24 protein-coding genes are annotated in these 23,429 nt (G+C 60.2%); 13 read left to right on the top strand and 11 right to left on the bottom strand.

From position 1 onward, the window contains the following. Positions 1-140: 140 nt before the first annotated feature. From mreC to tldD, 7 genes are all read left to right on the top strand, one after another. Positions 141-1,226, top strand: coding sequence for a rod shape-determining protein MreC (gene mreC, locus AB4N91_RS22375; RefSeq protein WP_372242829.1), 1,086 nt, complete (start codon positions 141-143; stop codon positions 1,224-1,226). Continuing rightward, positions 1,226-1,717: a rod shape-determining protein MreD gene (mreD, locus tag AB4N91_RS22370; RefSeq protein WP_010463359.1), complete on the top strand. Its 492-nt coding sequence runs from the start codon at positions 1,226-1,228 to the stop codon at positions 1,715-1,717. The genes mreC and mreD overlap by 1 nt, the downstream gene beginning before the upstream one ends. 43 nt (positions 1,718-1,760) lie before the next feature. After that, positions 1,761-2,357 carry a Maf family protein gene (locus AB4N91_RS22365; protein ID WP_077747418.1) on the top strand — a complete coding sequence of 199 codons (597 nt, stop codon included), beginning with the start codon at positions 1,761-1,763 and terminating at the stop codon, positions 2,355-2,357. Between the two features lie 57 nt (positions 2,358-2,414). Then, on the top strand, positions 2,415-3,872 hold the full coding sequence (rng, locus tag AB4N91_RS22360; protein WP_010463355.1) for a ribonuclease G: 1,458 nt from the start codon (positions 2,415-2,417) through the stop codon (positions 3,870-3,872). A 75-nt stretch (positions 3,873-3,947) separates the two neighbouring features. Beyond that, on the top strand, positions 3,948-7,751 hold the full coding sequence (locus AB4N91_RS22355) for a YhdP family protein (protein ID WP_460111783.1): 3,804 nt from the start codon (positions 3,948-3,950) through the stop codon (positions 7,749-7,751). A gap of 178 nt (positions 7,752-7,929) precedes the next feature. Continuing rightward, positions 7,930-8,790 carry a carbon-nitrogen hydrolase family protein gene (locus AB4N91_RS22350; protein ID WP_154503111.1) on the top strand — a complete coding sequence of 287 codons (861 nt, stop codon included), beginning with the start codon at positions 7,930-7,932 and terminating at the stop codon, positions 8,788-8,790. A gap of 4 nt (positions 8,791-8,794) precedes the next feature. Further along, positions 8,795-10,237 (top strand): metalloprotease TldD, encoded by a 1,443-nt coding sequence (gene tldD, locus AB4N91_RS22345; protein WP_010463350.1) that lies wholly within the window; start codon positions 8,795-8,797, stop codon positions 10,235-10,237. A gap of 49 nt (positions 10,238-10,286) precedes the next feature. On the opposite strand, the gene yjgA is transcribed toward tldD, so the two are convergent. Further along, positions 10,287-10,811 (bottom strand): ribosome biogenesis factor YjgA, encoded by a 525-nt coding sequence (gene yjgA / locus AB4N91_RS22340; RefSeq protein ID WP_460111782.1) that lies wholly within the window; start codon positions 10,809-10,811, stop codon positions 10,287-10,289. A 107-nt stretch (positions 10,812-10,918) separates the two neighbouring features. On the opposite strand from yjgA, the gene pmbA reads away from it, so the two are divergent. The 6 genes from pmbA to AB4N91_RS22310 all read left to right on the top strand — a co-directional run bounded on the left by pmbA (position 10,919) and on the right by AB4N91_RS22310 (position 16,277). Then, entirely contained in the window at positions 10,919-12,265 is a 1,347-nt protein-coding gene (pmbA, locus tag AB4N91_RS22335; protein ID WP_010463346.1) for a metalloprotease PmbA, read from the top strand. A gap of 248 nt (positions 12,266-12,513) precedes the next feature. Continuing rightward, positions 12,514-12,927, top strand: coding sequence for a FagA protein (locus AB4N91_RS22330; protein WP_077747419.1), 414 nt, complete (start codon positions 12,514-12,516; stop codon positions 12,925-12,927). Then, a complete protein-coding gene (locus AB4N91_RS22325; protein ID WP_077747420.1) occupies positions 12,902-14,284 on the top strand; it encodes a class II fumarate hydratase in 1,383 nt (460 codons plus the stop codon). The genes AB4N91_RS22330 and AB4N91_RS22325 overlap by 26 nt, the downstream gene beginning before the upstream one ends. A gap of 27 nt (positions 14,285-14,311) precedes the next feature. Beyond that, positions 14,312-14,740 (top strand): hypothetical protein, encoded by a 429-nt coding sequence (locus tag AB4N91_RS22320; protein ID WP_200667751.1) that lies wholly within the window; start codon positions 14,312-14,314, stop codon positions 14,738-14,740. A 1-nt stretch (position 14,741) separates the two neighbouring features. After that, a complete protein-coding gene (locus tag AB4N91_RS22315) occupies positions 14,742-15,353 on the top strand; it encodes a superoxide dismutase (protein ID WP_424478475.1) in 612 nt (203 codons plus the stop codon). A gap of 30 nt (positions 15,354-15,383) precedes the next feature. Next, positions 15,384-16,277, top strand: coding sequence for a ZIP family metal transporter (locus AB4N91_RS22310; RefSeq protein ID WP_311098097.1), 894 nt, complete (start codon positions 15,384-15,386; stop codon positions 16,275-16,277). An 8-nt stretch (positions 16,278-16,285) separates the two neighbouring features. Here AB4N91_RS22310 and AB4N91_RS22305 read toward each other — a convergent pair whose 3' ends face one another. The 10 genes from AB4N91_RS22305 to AB4N91_RS22260 all read right to left on the bottom strand — a co-directional run bounded on the left by AB4N91_RS22305 (position 16,286) and on the right by AB4N91_RS22260 (position 23,313). Beyond that, the gene (locus AB4N91_RS22305; RefSeq protein ID WP_010463334.1) at positions 16,286-16,561 is read right to left on the bottom strand and encodes an HPr family phosphocarrier protein; all 276 of its coding nucleotides are present in this window, start codon (positions 16,559-16,561) and stop codon (positions 16,286-16,288) included. Positions 16,562-16,576: 15 nt separating this feature from the next. Continuing rightward, the gene (gene rapZ, locus AB4N91_RS22300) at positions 16,577-17,434 is read right to left on the bottom strand and encodes an RNase adapter RapZ (RefSeq protein ID WP_010463332.1); all 858 of its coding nucleotides are present in this window, start codon (positions 17,432-17,434) and stop codon (positions 16,577-16,579) included. Between the two features lie 2 nt (positions 17,435-17,436). Next, complete coding sequence (ptsN, locus tag AB4N91_RS22295; RefSeq protein WP_010463330.1) at positions 17,437-17,901, bottom strand: PTS IIA-like nitrogen regulatory protein PtsN; 465 nt, start codon at positions 17,899-17,901, stop codon at positions 17,437-17,439. 12 nt (positions 17,902-17,913) lie between these two features. Then, the gene (hpf, locus tag AB4N91_RS22290) at positions 17,914-18,222 is read right to left on the bottom strand and encodes a ribosome hibernation-promoting factor, HPF/YfiA family (protein WP_007941242.1); all 309 of its coding nucleotides are present in this window, start codon (positions 18,220-18,222) and stop codon (positions 17,914-17,916) included. A 74-nt stretch (positions 18,223-18,296) separates the two neighbouring features. Further along, positions 18,297-19,790, bottom strand: a complete 1,494-nt coding sequence (locus tag AB4N91_RS22285; RefSeq protein ID WP_010463324.1) for an RNA polymerase factor sigma-54 — start codon at positions 19,788-19,790, stop codon at positions 18,297-18,299. A gap of 184 nt (positions 19,791-19,974) precedes the next feature. Further along, a complete protein-coding gene (gene lptB / locus AB4N91_RS22280) occupies positions 19,975-20,700 on the bottom strand; it encodes an LPS export ABC transporter ATP-binding protein (RefSeq protein WP_010463322.1) in 726 nt (241 codons plus the stop codon). Then, complete coding sequence (lptA, locus tag AB4N91_RS22275) at positions 20,700-21,248, bottom strand: lipopolysaccharide transport periplasmic protein LptA (RefSeq protein WP_042932376.1); 549 nt, start codon at positions 21,246-21,248, stop codon at positions 20,700-20,702. Before lptA ends, lptB begins: the two co-directional genes overlap by 1 nt. Next, the gene (gene lptC, locus AB4N91_RS22270) at positions 21,235-21,807 is read right to left on the bottom strand and encodes an LPS export ABC transporter periplasmic protein LptC (protein ID WP_010463318.1); all 573 of its coding nucleotides are present in this window, start codon (positions 21,805-21,807) and stop codon (positions 21,235-21,237) included. Before lptC ends, lptA begins: the two co-directional genes overlap by 14 nt. 7 nt (positions 21,808-21,814) lie before the next feature. Beyond that, positions 21,815-22,339 (bottom strand): KdsC family phosphatase, encoded by a 525-nt coding sequence (locus AB4N91_RS22265; protein WP_007941249.1) that lies wholly within the window; start codon positions 22,337-22,339, stop codon positions 21,815-21,817. Then, positions 22,339-23,313, bottom strand: coding sequence for a KpsF/GutQ family sugar-phosphate isomerase (locus AB4N91_RS22260; protein WP_010463314.1), 975 nt, complete (start codon positions 23,311-23,313; stop codon positions 22,339-22,341). The genes AB4N91_RS22265 and AB4N91_RS22260 overlap by 1 nt, the downstream gene beginning before the upstream one ends. Positions 23,314-23,429: the final 116 nt, after the last annotated feature.

The following is a 23,429-nucleotide window of genomic DNA, read 5'->3' as shown; positions in this document are numbered from 1 at the left end:
GTGCTGCCTGTTTGCGTTTACCTTCTGTCAGTCTGTATCCAGGCCGGTCTGCCGTATGAATAAACAAAACATTTGCCTGGGAGGAGCGGCTTATTAAACCGCTTTTCACCAAAGGGCCTTCACTGGGCGTGCGCTTGTTGGTGCTGGTCGTGCTATCGGTCGCGCTGATGGTGGTCGATGCCCGCTTCACACTGCTCAAGCCAGTGCGTAGCCAAATGTCGCTGGTACTGATGCAGTCTTACTGGATCACGGACCTGCCGCAGCGGCTATGGCAGGGGGTGGCCAGCCAGTTCGGCAGCCGTACCGAGCTCGTCGCCGAAAACGAAAAACTCAAGACCGAAAACCTGCTGTTGCAGGGTCGCATGCAAAAGCTTGCCGCCCTCACCGAGCAGAACGTTCGGCTGCGCGAGTTGCTCAATTCCTCTGCGCTGGTCAACGAGAAGGTCGAAGTGGCCGAGTTGATCGGCATGGACCCTAACCCCTTCACCCATCGCATCATCATCAATAAAGGTGAGCGTGACGGTGTGGTCCTCGGTCAGCCGGTGCTCGATGCCCGCGGCCTGATGGGCCAGGTGGTCGAATTGATGCCTTACACCTCCCGTGTGCTGTTGCTGACCGACACTACCCACAGTATTCCGGTGCAGGTAAACCGCAATGGTCTGCGGGCGATTGCCAGCGGCACCGGCAACCCGGAGCGCCTGGAACTGCGTCACGTCGCGGACACGGCTGATATCAAGGAAGGCGATCTGCTGGTCAGTTCCGGTCTCGGTCAGCGATTCCCTGCGGGTTACCCGGTTGCGACCGTCAAGGAAGTGATCCACGATTCCGGCCAGCCGTTTGCCATCGTGCGTGCTGTGCCGACCGCGGCGTTGAACCGCAGCCGTTACCTGCTGCTGGTGTTCACCGACGGTCGCACAGCCGAAGAGCGCGCCAACGATGCGGCCCAGGCGCAAGAAGCGTTGGACCAGCACGGCGGTGGGCCGATCATTCCGGCGACCGTGCCTAAACCCGTGCCGGCGACCGTGGTGGTGCCCGCGCCTGCTGCTACGCCCGCCGCAACACCGGCAGCACCAGCACCGGCGGCACCCCCGGCCAAACCAGCGGCCGCCAAGCCCCCCGCATCGCAACCTGCCGCAACCAAACCGCCGGCCACTCAACCGGCCGCGGTGAAGCCTGCCACCAAACCGCCTGTCTCCGCGCCGGCTTCCACTGGGGGACGAGAATAATGGTCGGTGCAACCGCATCCCGAAATGACTGGATGATCTGGCTGACGTTTGCCATTGGCATGCTGCTCAGCGTTTCACCGCTGCCGCAATTCATGGAAATCCTCCGTCCGCTCTGGCTGGCCTTGCTGCTGGCCTTCTGGGCGTTGTACTTGCCGCAGAAAGTCGGCATGGTCACCGCGTGGTGCCTGGGCCTGGCCGAAGACGTGCTGTACGGCACGTTGCTGGGCCAGAACGCGTTGATCCTGACCCTGATCACCTTCCTGGTGCTGTCGCTGCAACAGCGTCTGCGCATGTTCCCGATGTGGCAACAAAGCCTGGTGATCCTGGTCATCTTCGGCCTCGCGCAGCTTGTTCAACTATGGCTCAGCGCTTTGACCGGCAATCGACAGCCCACACTGGCGCTGGTCTTGCCAGCACTGGTCAGTGCATTACTCTGGCCGTGGATCAGCTACGGTTTGCGCGGTTTGCGTCGGCGCTACAAGATCAATTAATTCGGTCAGGCATCTGCCAGTACCTCGACAGGGAGATGTCTAGATGAAAGTGCTTTACCTCGCCTCAGGCTCGCCGCGTCGGCGTGAACTGCTCACGCAGATCGGCGTGCCGTTCTCCGCCATCAGCGCGGACATCGATGAAACCCCTTTAACTCAAGAATCCCCGTCGGACTATGTCGAGCGCCTGGCGCGCGGCAAAGCCGAGGCCGGGCGCGGCGCGGTCGTGTCCGACGCCGATTTTTGCGTGCTGGGCGCCGACACCGCCGTGGTGCTCAACGGGAAAATTCTCGGCAAACCGGTGGACGAAGCCGATGCGTGCGCCATGCTTATGATGTTGGCCGGTCAGGAACACGAAGTGTTGACCGCCATTGCGGTGCTCGACGGTGAGCGTTGTGAGTCCCGGGTAGTACGCAGTCTGGTGCGTTTTCGCAACATCGCTCACGATGAAGCGGCGGCCTACTGGGCCAGTGGCGAACCCCGTGACAAGGCCGGTGGTTATGGCATTCAAGGACTGGGCGCGGTGTTTGTCGCCGGGCTCAATGGCAGTTACTCGGCAGTGGTTGGACTGCCGCTGTGCGAAACCGCTGAGCTGCTCGGCCATTTCGGCATACCCTGTTGGCAAACCCTTAACGCGCGCTGAGCGTCGTACTGACAAGATGCGGCCATTATCGTGAACATGCCTGGACGAGACCCTGCCATGAGTGAAGAGATTCTGATCAACATCACGCCGATGGAATCGCGCGTGGCAGTGGTTGAAAACGGTGTCCTGCAAGAGGTCCATGTCGAGCGCACGCAAAAGCGCGGGATCGTCGGCAACATCTATAAAGGCAAGGTCGTGCGGGTATTGCCGGGCATGCAAGCCGCCTTCGTCGATATCGGCCTGGACCGCGCGGCGTTCATTCACGCCTCGGAAATATCCTTGCGCGAAGGCCCGGCGGTGGAGAGCATCAGCGCGCTGGTTCACGAAGGCCAGAGTCTGGTTGTCCAGGTCACCAAGGACCCGATCGGCTCCAAAGGCGCACGTCTGACCACTCAGCTGTCGATTCCGTCGCGCTATCTGGTGTACATGCCGCGCACGGCCCACGTCGGCATTTCGCTGAAAATCGAAGACGAAGCCGAGCGCGAACGCCTCAAGCAAGTCGTCACCGATTGCGTGGCCAAAGAAGGCATCAAGGAGGCGGGCGGTTTTATCCTGCGTACCGCCGCCGAAGGGGCCGGTGCCGATGAAATCCTCATGGACATCCGCTACCTGCGCCGTCTCTGGGATCAGATCAACGAGCAGATCAAAACCATCGGTGCGCCGAGTGTGATCTACGAGGACCTCGGCCTGGCGTTGCGTACGCTGCGCGACCTGGTCAGCCCGAAGATCGAGAAGATCCGCATCGACTCTCGGGAAACCTTTCAGAAAACCACGCAGTTCGTCGCCGAACTGATGCCGGAAATCGCCGATCGTCTTGAACATTATCCGGGCGAGCGGCCGATTTTCGACCTGTACGGCGTCGAAGACGAAATCCAGAAAGCCCTCGAGCGCAAAGTGCCGCTCAAGTCTGGCGGTTATCTGGTGGTTGACCCGGCCGAAGCCATGAGCACCATCGACGTCAACACCGGGGCGTTCGTCGGCCATCGCAACCTCGAAGAAACCATCTTCAAGACCAACCTCGAAGCCGCGACCGCCATTGCCCGCCAGCTGCGCCTGCGCAATCTGGGCGGGATCATCATCATCGACTTCATCGACATGGAAGACGAAGAGCACCAGCGCCAGGTGCTGCGGACCCTCGAGAAGCAGCTCGAGCGCGATCACGCCAAGACCAACATCATTGGCATCACCGAGTTGGGCCTGGTGCAGATGACGCGCAAGCGCACCCGTGAAAGCCTCGAACAAGTGTTGTGCGAACCGTGCAGCAGCTGTCAGGGCCGCGGCAAGCTCAAGACGCCGGAAACGGTCTGCTATGAAATTTTCCGCGAAATCCTCCGCGAGGCGCGTGCCTATCAAGCGGAAGGCTATCGTGTATTGGCGAACCAGAAAGTCGTCGACCGTTTGCTTGATGAAGAGTCGGGTAATGTCGCTGAGCTTGAAGGATTTATCGGACGCACCATTCGTTTCCAGGTGGAAACCATGTATTCCCAGGAACAATACGACGTGGTGCTGCTCTGAATCGCTGTGTTTCACCCTTACTAGAACGGCTGGCCTCAGCTTTTTGCAGTATTTTTGCCATGGGAGCCAACTGACATGGAACGTCTGACACGCATTTTGGCCGCACTGACCCGCTGGGGTCTTGGCCTGTGCGCGTTGGTCCTGGTGTTGATGGCGTTGTACGTCAGCCTCGGCCGGGAGCTGACGCCTCTGGTGGCCGAATACCGCGCCGACGTCGAAACCAAAGCCAGCGCCGCCTTGGGCATGCCGCTGCAGATCGGCAAGCTGGAAGGTAACTGGAGCGGCTTCGCGCCGATTTTGCTGGCGCACGATGTGACGGTCGGCGAGGGCGCCAACGCCCTGCACCTGGATCAGGTGCGAGCGGTGCCAGACCTTTGGGAAAGCCTGTTGGCTCGCGAAGTGCGCATTGCCCACCTGGAACTCAACGGCCTGAAGATCAGCCTCAAGGAAGGCGCGGACGGTCAGTGGGCGCTGGAAGGGTTGCCCGTGCAACAGGACCAGCCGCTTGATCCGGAGCAACTGCTTAACCGCCTGCAAATGGTCCAGCAGCTATCGGTAATCGACAGTCAGGTGACGTTGCAACCTGTGGACCACTCGCCGCTGACCCTGACCTACGTTGGCCTGAATCTGAAAACCGGCGTCTCCCGCCAGCGCCTCGATGTCCGTCTTAATCTGCCAGACGGTCAACCGGTGGCCATGAGTGTGCACACGCGGATCCGCGCCAGCCAGTGGAAGGATGGCGAGGCCGAGGCCTACCTGAGCCTGCCGCAAAGCGACTGGTCGAAATGGCTGCCCGAGCGCCTGACTCGACAATGGAACTTCTCCGAGTTCAAGGCCGGTGGCGAGCTCTGGGTGAACTGGGGCAAGGGCGCGCTGCAAAGCGGCGCCATTCGTTTGAACGCGCCGCAACTCAAGGGCGCCTTCGGCGAACGCAAGCCGATCCAGATCAACAATCTGGCGCTCAACGGTTATTTTCAGCGCAGCACCGAAGGCATGCTGGTGACCCTTGATTCTCTGGCCATGAACTTCGGCGAGACCCGCTGGGAGTCGCGCTTGCAACTTCGACAAACCGCCGCCACCGACAACGCTGAAGAACTTTGGCACTTGCAGGCCGACCGCCTCGACCTCACTCCGCTCACGCCGCTGATTAACGCCTTGGGGCCGCTGCCCGAAGGCGTTGCCACCGCGGTCGAGCGACTCAAGGTGACCGGTGGGCTGCGCAACGTGCTGATCGATCTGCGTCCCAATGCCACCGATGACAGCAGGTTCAGCTTTGCTGCCAACCTCGATCAGGTCGGCTTCGACGCGTATCACGGCGCTCCGGCAGCACGAAATGTCAGCGGCAGCATTAGCGGTGACCTCGGTCAGGGCGAACTGCGGATGGACAGCAAGGATTTTGTCCTGCACCTGGATCCGATTTTCGCCAAGCCGTGGCAATACATTCAGGCCAACGCCCGGCTGACCTGGAAGCTCGACAAGGAAAGCTTCACCCTGATCGCGCCGTACCTGAAGGTGCTGGGGGAGGAGGGCAAGATTGCCGGTGACTTCCTGATCCGCCTGCATTTCGACCACACCCAGGAAGACTACATGGACCTGCGGGTCGGCCTGGTGGACGGCGACGGTCGCTACACCGCCAAGTACCTGCCGACCATGCTCAGCCCGGCGCTGGACGAATGGTTGCGCACGGCGATTCTCAAAGGCGCGGTGGACCAGGGCTTCTTCCAGTATCAGGGCTCGCTGAACCACGGCGCCGCCGACACCGCGCGCAGCATCAGCCTGTTCTTCAAGGTGCACGATGCCGAACTGGCCTTTCAGCCGGGTTGGCCGCATGTCAGCAAGGTCACCGGTGATGTGTTCGTGGAAGACAGTGGCGTGCGAGTTCTGGCCAGTAAGGGCCAATTGCTCGACACGCAGGTTCGCGACATTTACGTCAATATTCCCCATGCGCCGGAAGGGCAAAGCGTTCACCTGTTCCTCGACGGCGGGTTTTCCGGCGGGTTGGGTGATGGCGTGAAGATTCTCCAGGAAGCGCCAATCGGCACGGCTGAAACCTTTGCCGGATGGGAAGGCGAGGGCGATCTGCAAGGCAAGCTGAAGCTGGATATTCCACTGGTCAAAGGCGAGCAGCCGAAGATTCTTGTCGACTTCAAGACCGCCAAGGCGCGGTTGAAGCTGGCCGAGCCTTCCCTGGAGCTGACGCAGCTCAAGGGTGATTTCCGCTTCGACAGCGCCAAGGGCTTGAGCGGACAGAACATCACCGCGCGTGCCTTCGATAAACCGGTCACCGCGCAGATTTTTGCCGATGGCAGCGCGGGCAATCTCAAGACTCGTGTGACGGCCTCCGGTCAGGTCGAGGTCAAGAAGCTCACTGACTGGTTGAGCGTCACCCAGCCATTGCCGGTGTCCGGCCTGATCCCGTATCAACTGCAACTGAGCCTGGATGGCCCTGACAGCCAGCTCTCGGTCAATTCCAGCCTCAAAGGCGTGGCGATCGACTTGCCGGCGCCGTTTGGCATGACTGCCGATGCTGGCCGCGACACCACGTTCCGCATGACCCTGCAAGGGCCGGAACGCCGCTACTGGGTCAATTATGGTGCGCTGGCAGACTTCACGTTTGCGGCGCCGCCCGGCAATTTTGCCGACGGTCGTGGCGAGTTGTTCCTGGGCGGCGGCAGTGCCGTGCTGCCCGGTGCCAAAGGGCTGCGAGTGCGCGGCGTGCTGTCGGAACTGGATGTCGGGCCATGGAAGGATCTGGCGGACAAGTACGCTGGCCAGGATCCGGGCGGCAGTGCCAAGCAGTTGCTCAGCAGTGCAGACTTCAAGGTTGGCAAGCTCAGCGGTGTCGGCACGACGCTCGATCAGGCCTCGGTGCAGTTGAACCGCAAACCGGCTGCGTGGGCCTTGCAACTCGACAGTCAGCAGGTCAAGGGCAGCGCGAGCATCCCTGATGCGAAAGGCGCGCCGATTGCGATCAATCTGCAAACCGTGCGGTTGCCGGCACCCGACCCGACGGTCCTCGCCGACGAAAACTCACCGGATCCACTGGCCTCGGTGGATCCGACCAAGATCCCGGCGCTGGACATCACCATCAATCAGCTGTTCCAGGGGCAGGACCTCGTCGGCGCCTGGTATCTGAAAGTCCGTCCGACTGCCAAAGGTATTGCGCTCAATACTCTGGACCTGGGCCTCAAAGGTATTTTGTTGCAGGGCAGTGGCGGCTGGGAGGGCATACCCGGCAGCTCCAGCAGTTGGTACAAAGGACGGATCAGCGGCAAGAATCTCGCTGACGTGCTCAAAGGCTGGGGTTTCGCGCCGAGCGTCACCAGTGAAGAGTTTCACATGGATGTCGACGGTCGCTGGCCGGGTTCACCGGCGTGGCTGGCCACCAAACGTTTCTCCGGCACCCTCGATGCTTCGTTGAATAAAGGCCAGTTCGTTGAGGTCGAAGGCAGCGCCCAGGCCCTGCGGGTGTTTGGCCTGCTCAACTTCAACTCGATCGGTCGTCGTCTGCGCCTGGACTTCTCCGACCTGTTCGGCAAAGGCTTGAGTTATGACCGGGTCAAAGGTCTGCTGGCCGCGACCAACGGGGTTTATGTGACGCAGGAACCGATCCTGCTGACTGGCCCGTCGAGCAACATCGAACTGAACGGTACCCTGAACCTGGTGGCCGATCAGGTTGACGCGAAACTGCTGGTGACTTTGCCGGTGACCAACAACCTGCCGATTGCCGCGTTGATTGTCGGCGCACCGGCCATCGGCGGTGCGCTGTTCCTGATCGACAAGCTGATCGGTGACCGCGTGGCACGTTTCGCCAGCGTCAAATACACCGTCAAAGGCCCATGGAAAGAGCCGAAAATCACCTTCGACAAGCCTTTTTGAAAAGCCACTCTCCAGATCTATGGAGTAGCATGGTCTTCGGTTCTGATGCTACGCCCCTGATCTTTGTAGGCGCGAGGCTTGCCCGCGAATCGACGCACCGCAGTGTGTCAGGCAAGATGCCTTCGCGGGCAAGCCTCGCTCTTACAGGGTTATGTTGATTCCCGATAAGGAAAAGGCCATGTCTTTTGCGGTGATTCAAATGGTCAGCCAGAGCGATGTGCTGGCCAACCTGGCCCGGGCCCGGCATCTGCTCGAAGAGGCGGCGGCGGGTGGCGCGCAGCTGGCGGTGCTGCCGGAAAACTTCGCCGCCATGGGCCGTCGCGACATTGCTGACATCGGCCGCGCCGAGGCGTTGGGTGAAGGTCCGATCCTGCCGTGGTTGAAACAGACCGCCCGTGACCTCAAGTTATGGATAGTGGCCGGCACGTTGCCGTTGCCGCCGTTGGGCCATCCGACGTCCAAGGCGCATGCCTGTTCGTTGCTGGTCAATGATCAGGGCGAAACGGTGGCGCGCTACGACAAGCTGCACCTGTTCGACGTGGATGTGGCAGACAATCGCGGGCGTTATCGCGAATCCGATGACTATGCTTATGGCAGTGGGGTTGTGGTGGCGGACACGCCCGTCGGCCGGGTCGGCCTGACAGTGTGTTACGACCTGCGTTTCCCGGAGTTGTACAGCGAATTGCGGGCTGCGGGCGCGCAATTGATTACCGCACCGTCGGCATTTACCGCGGTGACCGGCGCAGCACATTGGGAGGTGCTGATTCGCGCGCGGGCCATCGAGACTCAATGTTATGTGCTCGCGGCCGCCCAGGGTGGGACGCATCCGGGACCGCGAGAAACCTGGGGGCACGCTGCAATCGTCGACCCTTGGGGACGCGTGCTGGCACAACAGGATCAAGGCGAGGCCGTGCTGCTGGCCGAACGCGATAGCAGCGAACAGGCGTCCATCAGGACGCGGATGCCGGTGTCCAGTCACCGGCGCTTTTTCTCGCAGGGCGCACAGCGACCTGCCCGGAACGACGAATTTAAGGCGTAAACATATGAGCGAGTTGTTGTCCTCCGTCAGTGAACACCTCCTGGCGCCCGGTGGCGTAACGATCGAGAGCCTGCAAGGTGTGCTCGGCGATCTGGCCGGTCCGGGCATCGATGCGGCGGATCTGTATTTCCAGGGGCAGATTTCCGAGTCCTGGGCGCTGGAAGACGGGATCGTCAAGGAGGGCAGCTTCAACCTCGACCAAGGCGTGGGCGTGCGTGCGCAATCGGGTGAAAAAACCGGTTTCGCCTACAGCAATGCCATCACCCTGGAAGCCCTCGGCGCTGCGGCCCGGGCGGCGCGTTCGATCTCCCGCGCCGGGCAGAATGGCACGGTGCAGGCGTTCACCTCGGCGGACGTCACCCAGTTGTACGGGCCGGACAACCCGCTGGAAGTGATGAGCCGCGCGGAAAAAGTCGAACTGCTCAAGCGCATCGACGTCGCGACTCGCGCCCTCGACCCGCGTATCCAGCAAGTCACGGTGAGCATGGCCGGCGTCTGGGAGCGCATTCTTGTCGCTTCGACCGACGGTAGCCTGGCGGCCGATGTGCGGCCGCTGGTGCGCTTCAACGTCAGCGTGATCGTCGAGCAAAACGGTCGCCGCGAGCGCGGTGGTCATGGCGGTGGCGGTCGTACCGATTACCGCTATTTCCTCAGCGATGACCGTGCCATGGGCTACGCCCGTGAAGCGCTGCGTCAGGCGCTGGTCAACCTTGAAGCCATTCCTGCGCCGGCCGGTACGTTGCCGGTGGTGTTGGGTTCGGGCTGGTCCGGCGTGCTGCTGCACGAAGCGGTCGGCCACGGTCTGGAAGGTGATTTCAACCGCAAGGGCAGTTCGGCCTACAGCGGGCGCATGGGCGAGATGGTTGCGTCCAAGTTGTGCACCATCGTCGATGACGGCACGCTGGCCGGTCGTCGTGGCTCCCTGAGCGTCGACGACGAAGGCACCCCGACCGAGTGCACCACATTGATCGAAAACGGCGTGCTCAAGGGTTACATGCAAGACAAGCTCAACGCACGCCTGATGGGCGTGGCCCGCACCGGCAACGGTCGTCGTGAGTCCTATGCGCATCTGCCGATGCCACGGATGACCAACACCTACATGCTGGCCGGCGAAAGCGACCCGGAAGAAATCATCAAGTCGGTCAAGCGCGGCATCTATTGCGCCAACCTCGGCGGCGGGCAGGTGGACATCACCAGCGGCAAGTTCGTGTTCTCCACCAGCGAGGCGTACCTGATCGAAGACGGCAAAATCACTGCCCCGGTCAAAGGCGCGACGTTGATCGGCAACGGCCCGGAAGCCATGAGCAAGGTGTCGATGGTCGGTAACGATCTGGCGCTGGACAGTGGCGTGGGGACGTGTGGCAAGGATGGGCAGTCGGTGCCGGTGGGTGTCGGCCAGCCAACGCTGAAAATCGATGCGATCACTGTGGGTGGCACAGGATCGTAAAAGGATGGAGCTTCGGGTGAGCCGCTTGGCGACTCACCCGATTCGAGATTTAACGCAGGCCGCGTTGAGTCTCGTCCAGCTCACGGATGTACTTGAAGATTTTACGGCTCGATGCCGGTGGCTTGTTGGTCGCCAGTTCGTGCTGGGCCTGACGGATCAGGGAGCGCAACTGCTGACGATCAGCCTCCGGGTAGTCGAGCACGAACTTCTCCAGGACCGCATCGTCGCCCGCGATCAAGCGATCGCGCCAGCGTTCCAGGCCATGGAAACGTTCGTTGTACTGCCGGGTGGAGGCATCGAGTTGATCGAGCAGCGCCAGAATGGCGTCAGTGTCCTGATCGCGCATCAGTTTGCCGATGAACATAAGGTGCCGTTTACGCGCGATATTCGCGGTGTGCTTGGGCGCATCAGCCAGTGCCCGGCGCATAGCGTCGGTCAACGGCAGTTTTGCCAGCAAGTCAGACTTGAGCGTTGTAAGGCGCTCGCCGAGGTCAACCAGAGCATGAAGCTCGCGTTTAACCTGGGATTTGCTTTTTTCTCCCGTATCGAGGGAGTCGTCGTAAGAATCAACCATGGTGGCCGTCCGCAAAGAAACGCCGCCATGATAACCAGTCGGGGGCCGCTTGTCCGGCCCGGTCGCTCGAAGGCCTTACCGAAAGCAGAATTTGAGTGGAGAACAGCATGAGTGCAGTTGAAAGCGTCGGCCCACAAGCGTTGCCGGCACTGCAAGAACAAGTCGAGCAGATCATCGCTGAAGCCAAGCGTCAGGGGGCCAGTGCCTGTGAAGTGGCCGTGTCTCTGGAGCAGGGCCTGTCCACCTCGGTGCGCCAGCGTGAAGTCGAAACCGTCGAATTCAACCGCGACCAGGGCTTTGGCATCACCTTGTACGTCGGTCAGCGCAAAGGCTCGGCCAGCACCTCGGCCAGTGGTCCTGAGGCGATTCGTGAAACCGTCGCGGCGGCGTTGGCCATCGCTAAGCACACCTCCGAAGACGAAGCTTCCGGCCTGGCAGATGCCGCGCTGATGGCCAGGGATCTGCAGGATTTCGACCTGTTCCATGAATGGGACATCACCCCGGAGCAGGCCATCGAGCAGGCGCTGACCTGCGAAGCCGCGGCATTTGCCGCCGACAGTCGGATCAAGAACGCCGACGGTACGACTCTCAGCACCCATCAAGGCTGTCGCGTTTACGGCAACAGCCACGGTTTTATTGGCGGTTATGCGTCGACCCGGCACAGCCTGAGCTGCGTGATGATCGCCGAGGCTGACGGCCAGATGCAGCGCGATTACTGGTACGACGTGAACCGTCAGGGTAACTTGTTGGCCGACCCGGTGAGCATCGGCCAGCGTGCCGCGCAACGGGCCGCGAGCCGATTGGGCGCGCGTCCGGTGCCGACCTGTGAAGTGCCGGTGCTGTTTTCCGCGGAACTGGCCGGTGGCTTGTTCGGCAGCTTCCTCTCGGCGATTTCCGGCGGCAGCCTGTATCGCAAATCGTCGTTCCTTGAAGGCACGCTGGGTCAGAAACTGTTCCCGGAATGGCTGACCATCGATGAGCGTCCACACTTGATGCGCGCCATGGGCAGTTCGGCGTTCGACGGTGATGGTCTGGCGACTTACGCCAAACCGTTCGTCGAGAAAGGCGAGTTGGTGTCCTACATCCTCGGCACTTACTCCGGGCGCAAGTTGGGCATGCCGAGCACCGCCAACGCGGGTGGCGTGCACAACCTGTTCGTCACCCATGGTGATGAAGACCAAGCCGCCTTGCTGCGCCGCATGGGGCGTGGCTTGCTGGTCACCGAGCTGATGGGCCAGGGCCTGAACATGGTCACCGGCGATTACTCCCGGGGCGCGGCGGGTTACTGGGTCGAGAACGGCGAAATCCAGTTCGCGGTCCAGGAAGTGACCATCGCCGGCAACATGCGCGACATGTTCAAGCAGATCGTTGCCGTCGGTAATGACCTGGAATTGCGCAGTAATATTCGCACCGGTTCGGTGTTGATCGAGCGGATGACCGTCGCGGGCAGCTAAACCCTTACCGCTAAGCAAAAAAGCGCGCCACCCATCAGGTGGCGCGCTTTTTTTATGTGCCATGCACCGTTCCCTGTGGGAGCGAGCCTGCTCGCGATAGCGGAGTGTCAGACGACACAGATATTGAATATTCGGTCGCCTTCGCGAGCAGGCTCGCTCCCACACTGGCGTCCGGTGCGTGCTTGCGGGGTTGTTTTGGTTCTCATTATCATCTAATAATAAATCTCATTACCGAATGAGCCCGGATCATGAGTTCTGCCTTGCACGAGCAGCCTTACCTCGAAAGCTGGCGCTGGATGAGTCGCCAGATCCGTTGCGCGATGGACCCCGACGAGCCGCGCCTGATCGAACATTACCTGGCTGAAGGCCGGTATCTGGCGTGTTGCACGGCCACTTCTCCCTGGACCATCGCCGAGACGTCCTTCCGTTTGTTGCTCGACACCGCCGCCGATGTCGCGCTGCCGTGGCACTGGCGGACTTACTGCCTCGACCAAGCCTGGCGCCCGCTGCGCGAACTCGAACGCCTCTCTCTGTGCAAATGCCGCCTCAAACGCTGGCAAAGCTACACCTGGCAACTGGCGATCTGCGAGTTACAGCCCTCGATTCCCCTAAACGAACTGGTGCAAGGATTTTCTGATGACAGACCCTCAGACTCGTATTGAGCGCGACAGCATGGGCGAGCTTCAAGTCCCGGTGGACGCCCTCTATGGCGCACAGACCCAACGTGCGGTGGATAACTTCCCGATCAGCGGCAAGCCGATGCCGGTGCAGTTCATCCGGTCGCTGATTCTGGCCAAAGCCGCCGCTGCCCGTGCCAATGTCGAGCTCAAGCAAATCAGCGAATCCCAGGGCAAAGCCATCGTCGATGCGTCACTGGGGCTGCTTCAGGGCGACTTCATGCAGCACTTCCCGGTGGACATCTTCCAGACCGGCTCCGGCACCAGTTCCAACATGAACGCCAACGAAGTGATTGCCACCCTGGCCAGCCGCCTGCTCGGCGAGCCGGTGAACCCTAATGATCATGTGAACTGCGGTCAAAGCAGCAATGACATCATCCCGACCACCATCCATGTCAGCGCTGCACTTGCCTTGCATGAGCAGCTGCTGCCGGCGCTGGTGGGTCTGGTGCAGGTCATCGAGCGAAAGGCTGAAGAGGTTCATCACCACGTCAAAACCGGTCGCACGCACTTGATGGACGCCATGCCGGTGCGCATGAGTCAGGTCTTGAATGGCTGGGCGCAGCAGCTCAAGGCCAACATCGGTCACTTGCAGGACTTGCTGCCGAGCCTGCAATCCCTGGCTCAGGGCGGTACGGCGGTCGGCACCGGGATCAATGCACATCCGCAATTCGCAGCGCGTTTCAGCCAACAGCTGAGCGAGCTGACCCACGTTCAGTTCACGCCGGGCAAGGATCTGTTTGCGCTGATCGGCTCCCAGGACACCGCGGTGGCGGTCTCCGGCCAGCTTAAAGCGACAGCGGTTTCGTTGATGAAAATCGCCAACGACCTGCGCTGGATGAACTCCGGCCCGCTGGCCGGCCTCGGCGAAATCGAACTTGAAGCCTTGCAGCCGGGCTCTTCGATCATGCCCGGCAAGGTCAACCCGGTGATCCCGGAAGCCACTGCCATGGTCGCCGCCCAGGTGATCGGCAATGACACAGTTATCACCATCGCCGGTCAGTCAGGCAATTTCGAGCTGAACGTGATGCTGCCGATCATCGCCCAGAACCTGCTGAGCAGCATCGAATTGCTGGCCAACTCCAGTCATCTGCTGGGTGAGAAGGCCATCGCCAGCTTCAAGGTCAACGAATCTCGAATCAAAGAGGCGCTGTCGCGCAACCCGATTCTGGTGACCGCACTCAACCCGATCATTGGTTACCAAAAAGCCGCTGAAATCGCCAAGAAGGCCTATCAACAGGGGCGTCCGGTGATCGATGTCGCCCTGGAGCACACCGACCTGACGCGCAGCCAACTGGAAGAATTACTCAACCCAGAGAAGCTCACCGCAGGCGGCGTGTAATCACCGCTACCGCTTTGGAGGCTCACCATGGAGCACTGGAAACGCACGATCGAAAGGGCCAATCGCCATTTCATGCTGGGCGAATTGGTTGATGCCCGCGAGGCTTACTTGCAGGCACTTGCCCTGGCCCAGGTGTTGTTCGAGCGCTGGGCGGATGCCGACGAAGCGGTAGCGGCCTGCGTGATTTCCCATCACAACCTGGCGGATCTGCATTTGCGTCTGAACCAGCCGGAGGAGAGCGCCGAATATTTGTGCGCGATCCATCAGCGGTTGTTGCAAACCCTGCAGGACCCGCGCCTGGCCCCGGCACTGCGTGAAGCCGCACAGCGCCAAAGCAGCAAAACCTATGTCGAGCTGCTGAATTTCATCAGCGACCACGGCGAATATCCGCGCACCCACCGTTTGCTGCACACCGATACCGCATCGCCTGCGCCTCTACACCATGGAGTCCATTGAAATGGCTTTTACCTTGCCTGCCCTGCCTTACGCTTACGATGCCCTGGAACCGCATATCGATGCGCAGACCATGGAGATCCATTACACCAAGCACCACCAGACCTACATCAATAATCTCAACGCCGCGGTCGAAGGCACCGAATTTGCCGGGTGGTCGGTGGAAAAGCTGGTCGCCAGCGTCCGGCAGCTGCCGGAAAAACTCCGCGCGGCGGTGATCAATCAGGGCGGCGGCCACGCCAACCATTCGCTGTTCTGGGAAGTGATGGCGCCTCACGGTGGCGGCAAACCCGAAGGTGCGCTGGCCAAGGCGATTGATGAGCAACTGGGTGGCCTGGACAGTTTCAAGGATGCCTTCACCAAAGCTGCGCTGACCCGCTTTGGCAGTGGCTGGGCCTGGCTCAGCGTCACGCCGCAAAAGACCCTGATAGTGGAAAGTAGCGGCAACCAGGACAGCCCGTTGATGAATGGCAATACGCCGATCCTTGGCCTGGATGTGTGGGAGCACGCTTACTACCTGCAATATCAGAACCGTCGTCCGGAATACATCAATGCGTTCTACAACGTGATCAATTGGCCTGAAGTCGCTACGCGTTATCAGGCTGCGCTGGTTTAAGTCCTCTATAAAAACAATCCAAGGCTGACTATGGGCACTGAAACACTGGCGTTTGGCAGCGGACGAATGTTTCGTTACGCGTTGGGATCGCTGTTGCTGCTGGCGGGCATGTCGTTGTTGGTCGCGCACGGACTGGCGTGGCTCGATCTCGAACCCAAGCTGCTGCGTGCACTGCAGGGTGGGGCGATTTGTGCCCTGGGCACTGCGTTGGGCGCGGTTCCGGTGCTGGTGATTCGCCGCATGCCGCAGGCGGTCAGCGATACGTTGCTCGGTTTTGGTGCCGGAGTGATGCTCGCGGCGACGGCGTTTTCGCTGATCGTTCCGGGGATCTCGGCTGCTGAAAGCCTGGGGCTGACACCCTGGGCGGCCAGTGGCCTTATCAGCTTCGGCATCATGCTTGGCGCGTTCGGGCTGTTTCTGGTGGACCGTAAAGTGTCGGGCGCCTCGCCGGAAATGCTCGTTGGAACCCAGGAGCGCCCGGTCATCCCGCCACGGATCTGGTTGTTTGTATTTGCCATCATTGCCCATAACATCCCCGAAGGCATGGCGGTCGGGGTTTCGGCCGGTGGTGGGATGCCGGATGCTGACAGCCTGGCCATGGGCATTGCGTTGCAGGATGTGCCGGAAGGGTTGGTGATCGCGCTGGTACTGGCAGGGGCGGGGATGTCGCGGGTCAAAGCTTTCCTGATCGGTGCGGCATCAGGTCTGGTGGAGCCGGTCTTTGCGCTGTTGTGCGCCTGGCTGGTGAGCCTGGCCGAATTGCTGTTGCCGTTAGGGTTGGCGTTGGCGGCGGGGGCGATGTTGCTGGTGGTCACCCATGAAGTGATTCCCGAGTCGCGGCGCAATGGTCACGACAAGCTGGCGAGTCTTGGGTTGTTGATCGGGTTTTGTTTGATGATGGTGATGGATACGGCGCTCGCTTAGGCGAATGTTCAACCGCCTTCGTCGAAGAAGTTATTGATCAGTGCGACCAGCGCATCCATCGCTTCCTGTTCCTGCTCGCCTTCAGTGCTCAGGTGGATTTTGGTGCCCTTGCCGGCGGCGAGCATCATCATGGCCATGATGCTTTTGCCATCGACCGCGGATTCTGGCGTACGACCTACTCTGATGGTGCAACCCGGGAACTGACCCGCAACGCCAACGAATTTTGCCGAAGCGCGGGCATGAAGGCCCAGCTTGTTGATGATTTCAATTTCCCGAGCAGGCATCGCGATGTGAATCCTTTAGCTGAGGTCGCGGTGGCGAACCTGGACGTTCTTCAGGGATTGTTGCAGGACCTGGCCCAGACGTTCGGTCAGGTAGACGGAGCGGTGATGCCCGCCGGTGCAGCCAATGGCGATGGTGACATAAGCGCGGTTGCTGGCGGCAAAGCGCGGCAACCACTTGAGCAGGTACGTGGAGATGTCCTGGAACATCTCTTCGACGTCCGGTTGTGCCGCCAGGTATTCGGCCACCGGTTGATCAAGCCCGGATTGGTCGCGCAATTCCGGCTTCCAGTAAGGGTTGGGCAGGCAGCGCACGTCGAACACCAGGTCTGCATCAACCGGCATGCCCCGCTTGAACCCGAAAGACTCCACCAGGAACGCCGTGCCCGCTTCCGGCTGGTTCAGCAGACGCAGCTTGATGGTATCGCGCAGCTGATACAGGTTCAGGTTGGTGGTATTCACCTTGAGGTCCGCCAGATCGGCGATAGGACCCAGCAGGGCACTTTCGTCCTGAATTGCCTCGGCCAGCGAGCGATTGGCGTTGCTCAGCGGGTGGCGGCGGCGGGTTTCCGAGAAGCGTTTGAGCAACGTTTCTTCGTCGGCGTCCAGGTACAGCACATCACACTTGATATGCCGGCTGCGGACTTCTTCAAGCAATTCCGGAAACCGTGACAGGTGACTCGGCAGGTTGCGAGCATCGATGGATACCGCGACCAGCGGTTGTGCCAGCTCGGTATGAATCAGCGCGCGCTCGGCCAGTTCCGGCAGCAATCCGGCGGGCAGGTTGTCGATGCAGTAGTAGCCGTTGTCCTCGAGAACATCGAGTGCGGTACTTTTACCTGAGCCGGATCGGCCACTGACGATGATCAAGCGCATGGTTAATGACCGTTTTGCTCGTCCAGGACAACCTGATACAAGGCTTCATTGCTCGGGGCGCTGCGCAGTTTTTCGCGCACTTCCTTGCGGTCGAGCATGCTGGCGATCTGGCGCAGTAACTCCAGGTGCGCATCGGTAGCGGCTTCCGGGACCAGCAGAACGAACAGCAGGTCAACCGGGGCGCCGTCGATGGCGTCGAAATCAATGGGTGCATCAAGGTGCATCAGGGCGCTGATGGGCAAGGTGCAGCCCTTCAGGCGGCAGTGGGGAATGGCGATGCCGTTGCCAAAACCGGTTGAACCGAGTTTTTCACGGGCAATCAGAGCCTCGAAGACATCTTGCATCTCCAGATCCGGCACTTCTTTGTGGATAAGGTTGGCAATTTGCTCGAGGGCTTTCTTTTTACTGCCGCCCGGCACGTTCACGAGGGAACGGCCGGGGGTCAGGATGCTTTCAAGTCGGATCATGGGTTGGGAGTGTTAACGACCGGTCGCGCCCTGGAGGAGGCTTTGGGTCTTTTCCTTATGCTTTTTGAGTTGTTTATCCAGCTTGTCGGTCAGTGCGTCGATCGCCGCGTACATATCGGTATGCTCCGCGTTTGCGACCACTTCATTGCCGGGAATATGCAGCGTGGCTTCGATTTTCTGCTTGAGCTTTTCGACCGTCATCGTGACCTGCACGTTGGTGATCTTGTCGAAATGCCTCTCTAATCGTTCGAGTTTTTCGCCGATGTAGGTGCGAAGAGGTTCGGTCACTTCCAGTTGGTGTCCACTGATGTTGACTTGCATACAGCTTCTCCTTCGTTGCCAGTGCATAAAGCGGCAGGCAGAAATGCCTGCCACTGGAACGCTGTGGCGTGGCTCTACATCAACCGCTTGCGTTCGCTCGAAGGCGCGATCCCGAGGGATTCGCGGTACTTGGCGACGGTGCGGCGAGCCACCTGAATGCCTTGTGCCTCCAGTAAACCAGCGATCTTGCTGTCACTCAACGGCTTTTTCTGATTTTCCGCGGCAACCAGTTTTTTGATGATCGCGCGGATCGCCGTGGACGAGCATTCACCGCCTTCGGAGGTGCTGACGTGGCTGGAGAAAAAGTATTTCAGTTCATATATGCCCCGAGGGGTATGCATGAATTTTTGCGTGGTGACCCGTGAAATCGTCGACTCGTGCATCCCCACCGCTTCGGCGATGTCATGCAGGACCAGCGGCTTCATCGCTTCGTCGCCGTATTCAAGAAAGCCGCGCTGATGCTCGACGATCTGAGTGGCTACTTTCATCAGGGTTTCGTTGCGGCTTTGCAGGCTCTTGATGAACCAGCGGGCCTCTTGCAACTGATTGCGCATGAAGGTGTTGTCGGCGCTGGTGTCGGCGCGGCGCACAAAACCGGCGTATTGGGCGTTGACCCGCAGCCGTGGCACCGATTCCTGGTTCAGCTCGACCAGCCAGCGCTCATTGTCCTTGCGCACGATCACGTCAGGGACAACATATTCGGCTTCACTGGACTCGATCTGCGAGCCCGGTCGCGGGTTGAGGCTCTGCACCAGCTCGATGACCTGGCGCAGTTCATCTTCCTTGAGCTTCATGCGACGCATGAGCTGGCTGTAATCGCGGCTGCCGAGCAGGTCGATGTAGTCGGTGACCAGGCGTTTCGCTTCGGCCAGCCAAGGCGTCTTGGCTGGCAGTTGGCGCAATTGCAGCAGCAGGCATTCGCCCAGGTTGCGGGCGCCAATGCCGGCCGGTTCGAATTGCTGGATGCGGTGCAGGACGGCTTCGATTTCGTCCAGTTCGATGTCCAGCTCCGGATCGAAGGCCTCGAGAATTTCCTCGAGGGTTTCGTCCAGGTAGCCCTGATTGTTGATGCAGTCGATCAGGGTCACGGCGATCAGACGATCGGTGTCGGACATCGGTGCCAGGTTCAGTTGCCACAACAAATGGCTTTGCAGGCTTTCACCGGCCGATGTGCGGGTGGTGAAATCCCACTCGTCGTCATCGTTGCTCGGCAAGCTGCTGGCACTGGTCTGGTAGACGTCTTCCCACGCGGTATCAACGGGCAGCTCGTTGGGAATGCGCTCGTTCCAGTCGCCTTCCTCAAGGTTATCCACCGTCGGGGCGGTTTCCTGGTAGGAGGGTTCCGAAATGTCGGCGTTGGGGAGCTGTTCGGCTTTGTCGGCCAAGGGGTCGGCGTTATCGAAGTCGTCGCCTTCTTCCTGGCGTTCGAGCATCGGATTGGACTCCAGGGCCTCCTGGATTTCCTGTTGCAGGTCCAGGGTCGACAATTGGAGCAGGCGGATGGCCTGTTGCAGCTGCGGTGTCATCGTCAGCTGCTGGCCCATTCTCAAGACTAGCGATGGTTTCATGGCAGGGGCTTAACACCTTATTCGCCGGCGCACATGCGCCATCCACTACAGGGCGCCGGAGCGCCAAACATAAGCAAATTATATGCCCGAAACTGCAGCGTTTGCCTAGAGCGCTGTAACAATAAAAAAGTATTGATTTTTTATCGAGACGAGCGCCCGGACAATCAGCCAGACACCTTACTGCTTAAAGGCGGAATTCATGGCCCAGATACACTTCCTTGACCAGTTCGTTGGCCAGGATGGTGGCGGAGTCACCTTCAGCGATCAGTTGACCATCGTTGACGATGTAGGCGGTTTCGCAGATATCCAGGGTTTCACGGACGTTGTGGTCAGTGATCAGCACGCCAATGCCTTTGGCCTTGAGGTGGTAGATGATCTGCTTGATGTCGCCCACCGAAATCGGGTCCACGCCGGCGAATGGTTCGTCGAGGAGGATGAATTTCGGGTTGGTGGCCAGTGCCCGGGCGATTTCCACCCGACGACGTTCACCACCGGACAGGCTCATGCCTAGGTTGTCGCGGATGTGGCTGATGTGGAATTCCTGCAGCAGGCTTTCCAGTTCCTTGCGACGCTCGGCCTTGTCGAGTTCCTTGCGGGTCTCGAGGATGGCCATGATGTTATCGGCGACCGAGAGTTTGCGGAAGATCGACGCTTCTTGCGGAAGATAGCCGATACCGGCCTTCGCACGACCGTGCATTGGCTGGTGGCTGACGTCCAGGTCGTCGATCAGCACGCGACCCTGATCGGCCTGCACCAGGCCGACGATCATGTAGAAACAGGTGGTCTTGCCGGCGCCGTTAGGGCCTAGCAGGCCGACGATTTGACCGCTGTCGATGGACAGGCTGACGTCACGCACGACCTGGCGGCTCTTGTAGCTCTTGGCCAGATGCTGAGCTTTCAGAGTTGCCATTAAGGAGCCTTTTTCGCGTCGTTTTTCGGCTTGGGCTGGATCACCATGTCGATGCGCGGACGCGACTCGGTAACCTTGCTACCCGTAGCACGCCCGGCGCTCGCAAGCTTTTTCTGGGTGTCGTAGACGATTTTTTCGCCCTGGGTGACGTTGTTGTCCTTGTCGACAACTTTTGCCTTGTCGATCAGCACGACGCGGTTTTGCGAGGCGTGGTACTGGATGGTCACGCCCCAGCCCTGAACAGGCTTGGTGTCGCCGGCCGTCTGCATCTGCTCGAAGTAGGCGAGGTTGCCCACCGAGGTCACCACGTCGATGTCGCCAGCCGGGGTACGGGTGATGGTCACGGTATTACCGGTGACCTTCATCGAGCCCTGAGTGATGATCACGTCACCTTTATAGGTGGCAACGCCATTCTTGTCGTCCAGTTGGGCGTCGTCGGCCTGAATGCGGATAGGCTGCTCTTGATCGTTCGGCAGAGCCCAGGCGCTCACGCTTCCCAGTGCTGCGCCCAGACTGAGCAAAATAGGGAGAGTTTTAACGAGCCTCATACTGTCCTCTTACGTTCGATAGCAGGTGTATCCTGCTTTCTTTCAAATACGCTTTCATTCCGTTGCCTGTCGATACACCGCCAGCGCCGTCGATTCTAACGGGTTGATCGGTCTGCGCATATTGCTGCTGCGGGAACACCGTCATTCGGGTGGTGGTAATCAGGGTTCGGCGGTTTTTCTCGTCGAAACGGGTGATGCGCACCGAGTCGATCAGCTCGACCTGAGTGCCATCCGGGTTGACTTCGCCGCGCTCACTCTGGACGTGCCACGGAAACTGCGTACCGCGAAACATGTTCAGGTCAGGGTTGGTCAGCAACGTCACCTCGCTCGCTTTCAGGTGTTCGACCTTGTCGGACGTCATTTCGTATTGCAGTTTGCCGTCCGGCAGGTACTGAACGCTGTGGGCGTTGAGGGCGTAATAGTCGATTGCGCTTTCATCGACCGTGACCACCGGCTTGTCGAGGAAGCGTTCCGGGCTGATGTTCCAGTAGCCGACCGCGGCGAACAGCGCCGCGATGCAGCCGAACACCAGGATGTTACGAATCTTTTTGCTCAGCATAATGGGCTCACAGGTACGCGGCGTTGGCCGCATCGAGGCGGCCCTGGGCGCGCAGGATCAATTCACAGAATTCGCGAGCGGCACCCTCGCCACCACGGGCCAGGGTGATGCCATGGGCGTGTTCACGCACGAAGCTGGCAGCGTTTGCTACGGCCATGCCCAGACCCACGCGGCGAATCACCGGCAGGTCCGGCAAGTCGTCGCCCAGGTAGGCGACCTGTTCATAGCTTAGGTTGAGTTGGGCAAGAAGTTCGTCGAGCACCACCAGTTTGTCTTCACGACCCTGGTAAAGGTGTGGAATGCCGAGGTTCTTCGCCCGCCGTTCGACCACCGGGGTCTTGCGGCCGCTGATGATAGCGGTCTGCACGCCGGCTGCCATCAACATCTTGATGCCTTGACCGTCGAGGGTGTTGAACGTCTTGAATTCGCTGCCGTCTTCGAGAAAGTACAGGCGCCCGTCGGTCAGCACGCCGTCGACGTCGAATACCGCGAGTTTGATCTGTTTGCCGCGTTGCAGCAGGTCCGTGCTCATTACATTACTCCCGCACGCAGCAAGTCGTGCATGTTCAAGGCGCCGACCGGGCGGTCTTCGCTGTCGACCACGACCAGTGCGTTGATCTTGTGGTCTTCCATGATTTTCAGGGCTTCGGCGGCGAGCATCTCGGCGCGAGCAGTCTTGCCGTGCGCGGTCATGACCTGATCGATGGTGGCGCTGTGGATGTCGATGCTGCGGTCCAGTGTGCGGCGCAAGTCACCGTCGGTGAAGATCCCGGCCAGTTTGCCATCGGCTTCCAGGATCACGGTCATGCCCAGACCCTTGCGAGTCATTTCCATCAACGCATCCTTGAGCAGCGTACCGCGCTGAACCTGCGGCAGCTCCTGGCCAGCATGCATGACGTTTTCGACTTTCAGCAGCAGGCGTCGACCCAGCGCGCCGCCTGGATGGGAAAAGGCGAAGTCTTCAGCGGTAAAGCCCCGGGCTTCCAGCAGCGCCACGGCCAGGGCATCGCCCATGACCAGCGCGGCGGTGGTCGACGAGGTCGGTGCCAGGTTCAGCGGGCAGGCTTCGTGCTCTACGTGAACGTTGAGGTTGACCTCGGCGGCCTTGGCCAGCGGCGAGTCCGGGTTGCCGGTCACGCTGATCAATTTGATGCCCAGACGCTTGATCAGGGGCAGCAGGGTGACGATTTCATTGGTGGAGCCGGAGTTCGACAGCGCGAGGATGATGTCGTCGCGGGTGATCATGCCCATGTCGCCGTGGCTGGCTTCGGCCGGGTGCACGAAAAAGGCCGTGGTGCCGGTGCTGGCCAGGGTGGCGGCGATCTTGTTGCCGATGTGCCCCGATTTGCCCATGCCGACCACGACCACGCGGCCTTTGCTGTCCAGAATCATCTCGCAAGCGCGTACAAAATCTGCGTCGATATGGGGCAGCAAGCCTTGTACGGCTTCCAGTTCGAGGCGGATGGTGCGTTGTGCAGATTGAATCAGGTCGCTGGATTGGCTCATGTCAGAAATCGTATAGCCTGATGAAAAGGCGGCGATTATAGCGGTAATGATCAAAACCCTCACGCAAGTTCGTCACGCTTTGTCATTCCCTGTTACTGAATCCCTTCTGAACAAGG

Source organism: Pseudomonas sp. H3_D04, from assembly GCF_054669175.1.
The sequence above is the reverse complement of the archived record's forward strand: the minus strand, read 5'-3'. Positions and strand labels throughout refer to the sequence as shown.

Excerpts from the sequence above, each read along its gene's own strand:
- mreD (WP_010463359.1), top strand. The coding sequence starts at position 1,226 with ATGGTCGGTGCAACCGCATCCCGAAATGACTGGATGATCTGGCTGACG.
- AB4N91_RS22365 (WP_077747418.1), top strand. The coding sequence starts at position 1,761 with ATGAAAGTGCTTTACCTCGCCTCAGGCTCGCCGCGTCGGCGTGAACTG.
- rng (WP_010463355.1), top strand. The coding sequence starts at position 2,415 with ATGAGTGAAGAGATTCTGATCAACATCACGCCGATGGAATCGCGCGTG.
- AB4N91_RS22355 (WP_460111783.1), top strand. The coding sequence starts at position 3,948 with ATGGAACGTCTGACACGCATTTTGGCCGCACTGACCCGCTGGGGTCTT.
- AB4N91_RS22350 (WP_154503111.1), top strand. The coding sequence starts at position 7,930 with ATGTCTTTTGCGGTGATTCAAATGGTCAGCCAGAGCGATGTGCTGGCC.
- tldD (WP_010463350.1), top strand. The coding sequence starts at position 8,795 with ATGAGCGAGTTGTTGTCCTCCGTCAGTGAACACCTCCTGGCGCCCGGT.
- yjgA (WP_460111782.1), bottom strand. The coding sequence starts at position 10,811 with ATGGTTGATTCTTACGACGACTCCCTCGATACGGGAGAAAAAAGCAAA.
- pmbA (WP_010463346.1), top strand. The coding sequence starts at position 10,919 with ATGAGTGCAGTTGAAAGCGTCGGCCCACAAGCGTTGCCGGCACTGCAA.
- AB4N91_RS22330 (WP_077747419.1), top strand. The coding sequence starts at position 12,514 with ATGAGTTCTGCCTTGCACGAGCAGCCTTACCTCGAAAGCTGGCGCTGG.
- AB4N91_RS22325 (WP_077747420.1), top strand. The coding sequence starts at position 12,902 with ATGACAGACCCTCAGACTCGTATTGAGCGCGACAGCATGGGCGAGCTT.
- AB4N91_RS22320 (WP_200667751.1), top strand. The coding sequence starts at position 14,312 with ATGGAGCACTGGAAACGCACGATCGAAAGGGCCAATCGCCATTTCATG.
- AB4N91_RS22315 (WP_424478475.1), top strand. The coding sequence starts at position 14,742 with ATGGCTTTTACCTTGCCTGCCCTGCCTTACGCTTACGATGCCCTGGAA.
- AB4N91_RS22310 (WP_311098097.1), top strand. The coding sequence starts at position 15,384 with ATGGGCACTGAAACACTGGCGTTTGGCAGCGGACGAATGTTTCGTTAC.
- AB4N91_RS22305 (WP_010463334.1), bottom strand. The coding sequence starts at position 16,561 with ATGCCTGCTCGGGAAATTGAAATCATCAACAAGCTGGGCCTTCATGCC.
- rapZ (WP_010463332.1), bottom strand. The coding sequence starts at position 17,434 with ATGCGCTTGATCATCGTCAGTGGCCGATCCGGCTCAGGTAAAAGTACC.
- ptsN (WP_010463330.1), bottom strand. The coding sequence starts at position 17,901 with ATGATCCGACTTGAAAGCATCCTGACCCCCGGCCGTTCCCTCGTGAAC.
- hpf (WP_007941242.1), bottom strand. The coding sequence starts at position 18,222 with ATGCAAGTCAACATCAGTGGACACCAACTGGAAGTGACCGAACCTCTT.
- AB4N91_RS22285 (WP_010463324.1), bottom strand. The coding sequence starts at position 19,790 with ATGAAACCATCGCTAGTCTTGAGAATGGGCCAGCAGCTGACGATGACA.
- lptB (WP_010463322.1), bottom strand. The coding sequence starts at position 20,700 with ATGGCAACTCTGAAAGCTCAGCATCTGGCCAAGAGCTACAAGAGCCGC.
- lptA (WP_042932376.1), bottom strand. The coding sequence starts at position 21,248 with ATGAGGCTCGTTAAAACTCTCCCTATTTTGCTCAGTCTGGGCGCAGCA.
- lptC (WP_010463318.1), bottom strand. The coding sequence starts at position 21,807 with ATGCTGAGCAAAAAGATTCGTAACATCCTGGTGTTCGGCTGCATCGCG.
- AB4N91_RS22265 (WP_007941249.1), bottom strand. The coding sequence starts at position 22,339 with ATGAGCACGGACCTGCTGCAACGCGGCAAACAGATCAAACTCGCGGTA.
- AB4N91_RS22260 (WP_010463314.1), bottom strand. The coding sequence starts at position 23,313 with ATGAGCCAATCCAGCGACCTGATTCAATCTGCACAACGCACCATCCGC.